Genomic DNA, 5,606 nt, shown 5'->3' with positions numbered 1-5,606 from the left:
GCCCAACCGCCAATATCTCGTGTGCCATTGGCAATCCATGGCACTTTATAAGGTTCGACATGGGCATGGAGATCGTTGGTATAAATAATCGTGACATCTTTGGCACTCGCCCAGAGCGGTAAAGATACCAGAACACCGACAGCAAGCATTTTTAGCTTCATAACCAATCCCTTTCAGTCATATAAAGATTCGCTACGTTACGTTCTGAAAGGTTTTTTTATGTGAGAAAACTCACATCCATCGGTGATAGTTGCAGGCCAAAATCAACGACCATTAAAAATCGTTGGTAACAGGATGACGTCACTGTTCACTATCAATTGCTGCAAATCCTTTGGCTGCAAAAATCTGGGGCTGGCGAGCTCAGCTGATTACAGCTGGCCAGAATATCGGCTGGGTTATGCCGCACTGCATTGCCGGGCATGCGGCAGCCTTCCACCGCTGTTTGATGAGGAACAGTTCCGTTGCTGGTTGTCGGCATATTTAGCGGATTTCGCCGCTAATCGTGGTCAGTTTTGCCCATGTTGCTACCAACGAGAAATCATCCGCTATGGGCATAATCCGCAGGGCAGCCAGCGCGTCCAGTGCCGAAACTGCAAAAAAGTGTGGACACCAAAGCAGGCGCCTCCCACCGGCATCGTTTTGCCAGAACAAATAGCGACGATTCCCTTGCTCGTCCCTTTTCAGGGCGTTAGTGCAGGCCAGCAACTCTATGTATTACTCTCTTTTGACGCTATTCGCGGCAATGTTCTGCATATTTCCAGCAACTTCACGCCGCACACTGCCGGCATATCATTGCTTTACCGCTGGCGTGGCACTGCTGAGCCAACAGTCATTCACGACGATATCATTGAGCGAGTGAGTCAGCGGGAAACCCAGTTTTTACGCCGCAGCCAGTTTGATGAAATCCAGTACGGCAGCGCCATACTCAAACGGAACGCCAGCGGCGCGATTTTACGCCCGGTCATTACTGCCCATGGGCATTTCCGCCTGCTGAGCCATCTGTGGCCAGAGGTAAAAACCCATATTATTGCCCACGAATGCTTCCTGCGCGGCGCAGCGATTACCGCATGGGCGGAACAGTTTCGCCATCATCGCGCCTCGCTGTGGTTTATTGATGAAGAAATGAATAGCGATCAGCGCACGCTGCCCTGGCAATTGCTGGGTAAAACGTATCAGGGATGGTGGCGAAATCAGTGGCAAATCTGGCAACGAGGCGATATGCGTAAAATGGTGTGTTTGTTAACGCAGGGGCGGGTTGAAGAAAGCGCGTCAATAACCCTGGCGGCAAGCCATCGTTTTCTCGCCTGGTTGCGGCAACAGACAGAATTTCAGCAAAGTACCCGTTACTCTGCCCATTCGGTGTTTCAGGCGATAAGATCGCTGGCAGATAAATACAACGCCCTCATTGAGGGCGATGTTTACACATGTTATCCGGCAACAAAAACTACAGCAGTTGCGCCAAACGGTTGATGTCTGACTGAATCGCCCCGGCGGTCACATCGCGGCCCGCCCCCGGTCCGCGAATGACCAGCGGGTTATCACGATACCAACGGCTTTCAATGGCGAAGACGTTATCGCACGGCAGTAGTGCCGCCAGCGGGTGCTCAGGGCGTACCGCTTCAACGCCAACGCGTGCCTTACCGTTAGCGTCAAAACGCGCCACATAGCGTAGCACCAATCCCATTTCACGTGCCGCTTCCAGGCGTTGCACCATCTGCTCGTTCAGTTCATCGCCATTTTCAAAGAAATGGTCAATAGAACCTGCTTCACAGTGCGCAGGCACCAGCGACTCTACGCGTACCTGGTCCGGTTCGATGTCGTAACCCGCTTCACGCGCCAGAATCACCAGCTTGCGCATCACATCTTTGCCGGAAAGATCCACGCGCGGATCAGGTTCAGTCAGACCCTGCTGCCACGCCTGATCCACCAGATCGGTGAACGGGACCGTGCCATCAAATTGCAGGAACAACCACGACAACGTGCCGGAGAAGATCCCACTGATAGACAGAATAGTATCTCCGCTATCAATCAGATCGCGCACGGTATGGTTGATCGGCAAGCCTGCGCCGACGGTGGCGTTATACAGCCAGTGGCGACCGGTTTTTTCAAAGGCGTCATGAATCTGGCGGTAATTATTACTGCTGCTCGCCCCCGCCAGCTTGTTGGCGCTGATAACGTGGAAGCCATGACTGGCGAAATCCAGATACTGCTCCGCCAACTGCTCGCTGGCAGTGACGTCCAGCACCACTAAATCATCATACGGGTGGGCACGCATCCACAGGAACAATGACTCTTCATCCTGTTCTACCGCCTCGTCATCGAAGAAGGCCAATGCGCGACTGGCATCCAGCCCTTCGTAATTCAGCAGGCTACGGCGACTATCAACCACTCCTGCCAGCACGAACTCTAATCCGGTACGCGCCGAGAGCGTGCTCTGCTCGCGGGCAAACAGCTCCAGCCAACGCGACCCAATGTTGCCTTTGCCGAACAGCACCAGACCAATGCGTTTTTCCGCGCGGAAGATTGACTGGTGCAGACCCTGAATCAGGCTCTCCGTTGGCCCGGTACGCAAGACGGCGACCAGACTAATGCCCTCTTCCGACTGCCAGGTGAATTCGACCGGCTGACCTTTCAGCTGTTGCCAAAAGCGATGGCAGTGCAGCGGGTTACGGGTGACGCCCGCCCCAACCATCGCTACCAGCGCCAGCCCCTGGCGCAGACGCAGTTCGCCCGGCAGGCCAGCTTCATCCAGAATTTTCAGTGCGCCATCAGCGACTTCGGAGGTATAGCAAAATTGCAGCAACTGGCGGTCAGGATGCACACCCACTGCCAGCGGACGCACCTGGGTGCGTTTTAAAATCTGATCAATCTCTTTATAGGCCAGTTTAAAGTCCTGGCCAGTGGGAACCTGAAACTCAATCAGACAAACGTCGTCATGGCTGGTCACAATACGTGCCCCGGTACCGGAAGCCAGCACGCGTTCAATACGCGTCGATCCCTGCTCCGGCGTATAGCTACAACGCAACTGGAGATCGATATCGCTGCCGGAAACCGGCTGGAGGGTGCGGGCATGGAGAACCGGAGCCGCCAGACGCGCCAGCTCGCTGGCTTCATCCAGACGCAGCAGCGGCAGCAGACAGGCATCTTTTACTTTACGCGGATCCGCGCTGTAAACCCCGGCCACATCGCTCCAGATGGTTACGCGGGAAACCCCCGCCAACGCGCCAACCTGCGTCGCCGAGTAGTCGGAGCCGTTACGCCCCAGCAGTACCGTCTCACCGGCGTTGCTGCGGCTAATGAAACCGGTAACGACCAGGCGTTTGCCCGGATGCTGCGCCAGCAGTTGCTGCAGCAATGGGTAAGAAAGACCTTCATCCACCTGCGGCTGAGCGCCGCGCTCGGCACGTAAAAAATCGCGCGCATCCAGCCAGGCTGACTCCAGCCCCTGTTGGTTAAGGACGGCAGACATCAAACGCGCCGACCACACCTCGCCATGCCCGACGACTTCAGCATAGACGGCATCATTCACGCCGCTGTCGAGTAATCCGGCCAGGCGCTCCAGATCGTGAATAAACGCGCCGATCAGCCCATCCGCCACCTCAGGAGGTAACAAACCGCTGATAAGCTCACTCTGATAGCGACGTAACGCCTGTTGAACCTGATGCGCAGACAGACGATCGGTCTGGCTTAATTTTAGCCAGCTAATCAACTGGTTAGTGGTACTGCCTGCGGCTGAAACAACCATCATGTCATCAGGCTGCGAGTACTCCGCCATAATGCCTGCAACACGCAGATAACATTTCACATCAGCCAGACTACTACCACCAAATTTGTGCAGTTGACGACCCTTCGTCCCTGCCTGCGCAATCACACTCATGTTTACCCCTTGTTTGCAGCCCGGAAGCCATTTTCCAGGTCGGCAATTAAATCTTCGCCATCTTCAATACCGGTGGAGATACGCAACAGCGTTTCCGAAATTCCGGCAGCAGCACGCGCTTCTGGCGCCATTCCCGCGTGTGTCATGGTTGCGGCATGGGAGATCAGACTTTCAACGCCCCCTAACGATTCCGCCAGCGTAAACAATGACAACCCGCCGAGGAAGCGACGCAGCGTTTGCTCATCGCCATCCAGCTCAAAACTCAACATCGCGCCAAACCCTTTTTGCTGACGCGCGGCAATCTCATGGCCCTGATTATCCGGCAATGACGGGTGATACAATTTTTTCACCAGCGGCTGAGTTTGCAGATAATCCACAATCGCCTGAGCATTACGTTGCGCCACCTCCATACGAGGTGACAGAGTACGCAGGCCGCGCAACAGCAGATAACTATCAAACGCGCCGCCGGTCACACCAATATTATTCGCCCACCATGCCAGTTCAGTGACCGTTTCCGGATCTTTTGCTATCACCACACCAGCCACTACGTCGGAGTGACCGTTTAAATATTTCGTGCATGAATGCAACACCAGATCGGCGCCTAATGCCAGTGGATTTTGCAGTGCCGGGCTTAAAAAAGTGTTGTCCACCACGCTGACCGCACCAGCCTCGCGCGCCAGTTGGCAGATTTTCGCGATATCCACCACGCGCAACAGCGGGTTGCTTGGGCTTTCTACCAGCACCAGCTTCGGTTTTTCCGCCAGTGCCGCCTGCAACGCCTGCTCATCTCCTTGATCGACAAACAGTACGCGATAACAGCCACGCTTTGCCAGGCTGTCAAACAGACGATAACTCCCGCCGTAGCAGTCGTGCGGTGCGACCAGCAGATCGCCAGGCTTGAGGAATACCGTGGTCACCAGATGAATCGCCGACATGCCGGTATTGGTCAGTACTGCCCCCACCCCACCTTCCAGTTCCGCCAGCGCACGCTGAACGACATCACGCGTTGGGTTACCGCGGCGCGAATAGTCATGGGCGCGAGGCTCATTAAAACCGGTAAAGTTATAGGTGCTGGAGAGGTGGATCGGCGGGACAACGCAACCGTACTGTTCGTCGTCATTTAACCCGCTACGCACTGCGATGGTGGCCTGTTTACGCGTCATATTGAGGAGATCCTGGCTGAGTCGGTGAAAAGTCAGACACCAGAGTAATCATAGTTACGATAGCCGTCAATACATCTGGACATCTAAACTTCTTTGCGTATAGATTGAGCAAACCGGAAATAGCCGTTAAAATTATATGCATTAGCGTACATCTGCGTCGGCTTACTTCGTGTCAGGGCCACGCCACTACGATAAACTACGCGCAATTATGGTCCGGGCTCAGGTTCTGGCCTCAATATTAATGACAAAGAGGATTAGGTATCTCATGGCTGAATGGAGCGGCGAATATATCAGCCCATACGCTGAGCACGGTAAGAAGAGTGAGCAAGTCAAAAAAATTACGGTTTCCATTCCTCTGAAGGTGTTAAAAATCCTTACCGATGAACGCACGCGTCGTCAGGTTAACAACCTGCGTCACGCCACCAACAGCGAACTGCTGTGTGAAGCGTTTCTGCATGCTTTTACCGGGCAACCATTACCCAACGATGACGACCTGCGTAAAGAGCGCAGCGATGAAATCCCGGAAGAAGCAAAGGTAATTATGCGTGAACTGGGTATCAACCCGG

At 54.4% G+C, this 5,606-nt stretch carries 4 protein-coding genes and 1 pseudogene; 2 read left to right on the top strand and 3 right to left on the bottom strand.

The features are described 5' to 3' along the window. A pseudogene (locus tag FDW87_RS22225) lies at window positions 1-161 on the bottom strand (bifunctional metallophosphatase/5'-nucleotidase); the annotation flags it as partial. A 133-nt stretch (window positions 162-294) separates the two neighbouring features. Here FDW87_RS22225 and FDW87_RS10100 point away from each other — a divergent pair. Beyond that, window positions 295-1,470 carry a cytoplasmic protein gene (locus FDW87_RS10100; RefSeq protein ID WP_103284377.1) on the top strand — a complete coding sequence of 392 codons (1,176 nt, stop codon included), beginning with the start codon at window positions 295-297 and terminating at the stop codon, window positions 1,468-1,470. Here the strand turns inward: FDW87_RS10100 and metL are convergent. After that, window positions 1,445-3,877 carry a bifunctional aspartate kinase/homoserine dehydrogenase II gene (gene metL / locus FDW87_RS10095; RefSeq protein ID WP_016155268.1) on the bottom strand — a complete coding sequence of 811 codons (2,433 nt, stop codon included), beginning with the start codon at window positions 3,875-3,877 and terminating at the stop codon, window positions 1,445-1,447. The genes FDW87_RS10100 and metL overlap by 26 nt on opposite strands. 2 nt (window positions 3,878-3,879) lie before the next feature. Further along, window positions 3,880-5,040, bottom strand: coding sequence for a cystathionine gamma-synthase (gene metB, locus FDW87_RS10090; protein WP_137367544.1), 1,161 nt, complete (start codon window positions 5,038-5,040; stop codon window positions 3,880-3,882). Window positions 5,041-5,305: 265 nt separating this feature from the next. Here metB and metJ point away from each other — a divergent pair. Then, a partial coding sequence (metJ, locus tag FDW87_RS10085) for a met regulon transcriptional regulator MetJ (RefSeq protein ID WP_137379709.1) occupies window positions 5,306-5,606 on the top strand: 301 nt, incomplete at its 3' end.

The organism is Citrobacter sp. wls826 (genome assembly GCF_005281245.1).
In the GTDB taxonomy this organism is placed as follows: Bacteria; Pseudomonadota; Gammaproteobacteria; order Enterobacterales; family Enterobacteriaceae; genus Citrobacter; species Citrobacter braakii.
Note: the sequence above shows the minus strand (reverse complement) of the source record. Positions and strands in the feature narration are given on the sequence as shown.

Bases quoted from the DNA above. Each gene is read 5' to 3' on its own strand.
- FDW87_RS10100 (WP_103284377.1), top strand. From the start codon at position 295: ATGACGTCACTGTTCACTATCAATTGCTGCAAATCCTTTGGCTGCAAA.
- metL (WP_016155268.1), bottom strand. From the start codon at position 3,877: ATGAGTGTGATTGCGCAGGCAGGGACGAAGGGTCGTCAACTGCACAAA.
- metB (WP_137367544.1), bottom strand. From the start codon at position 5,040: ATGACGCGTAAACAGGCCACCATCGCAGTGCGTAGCGGGTTAAATGAC.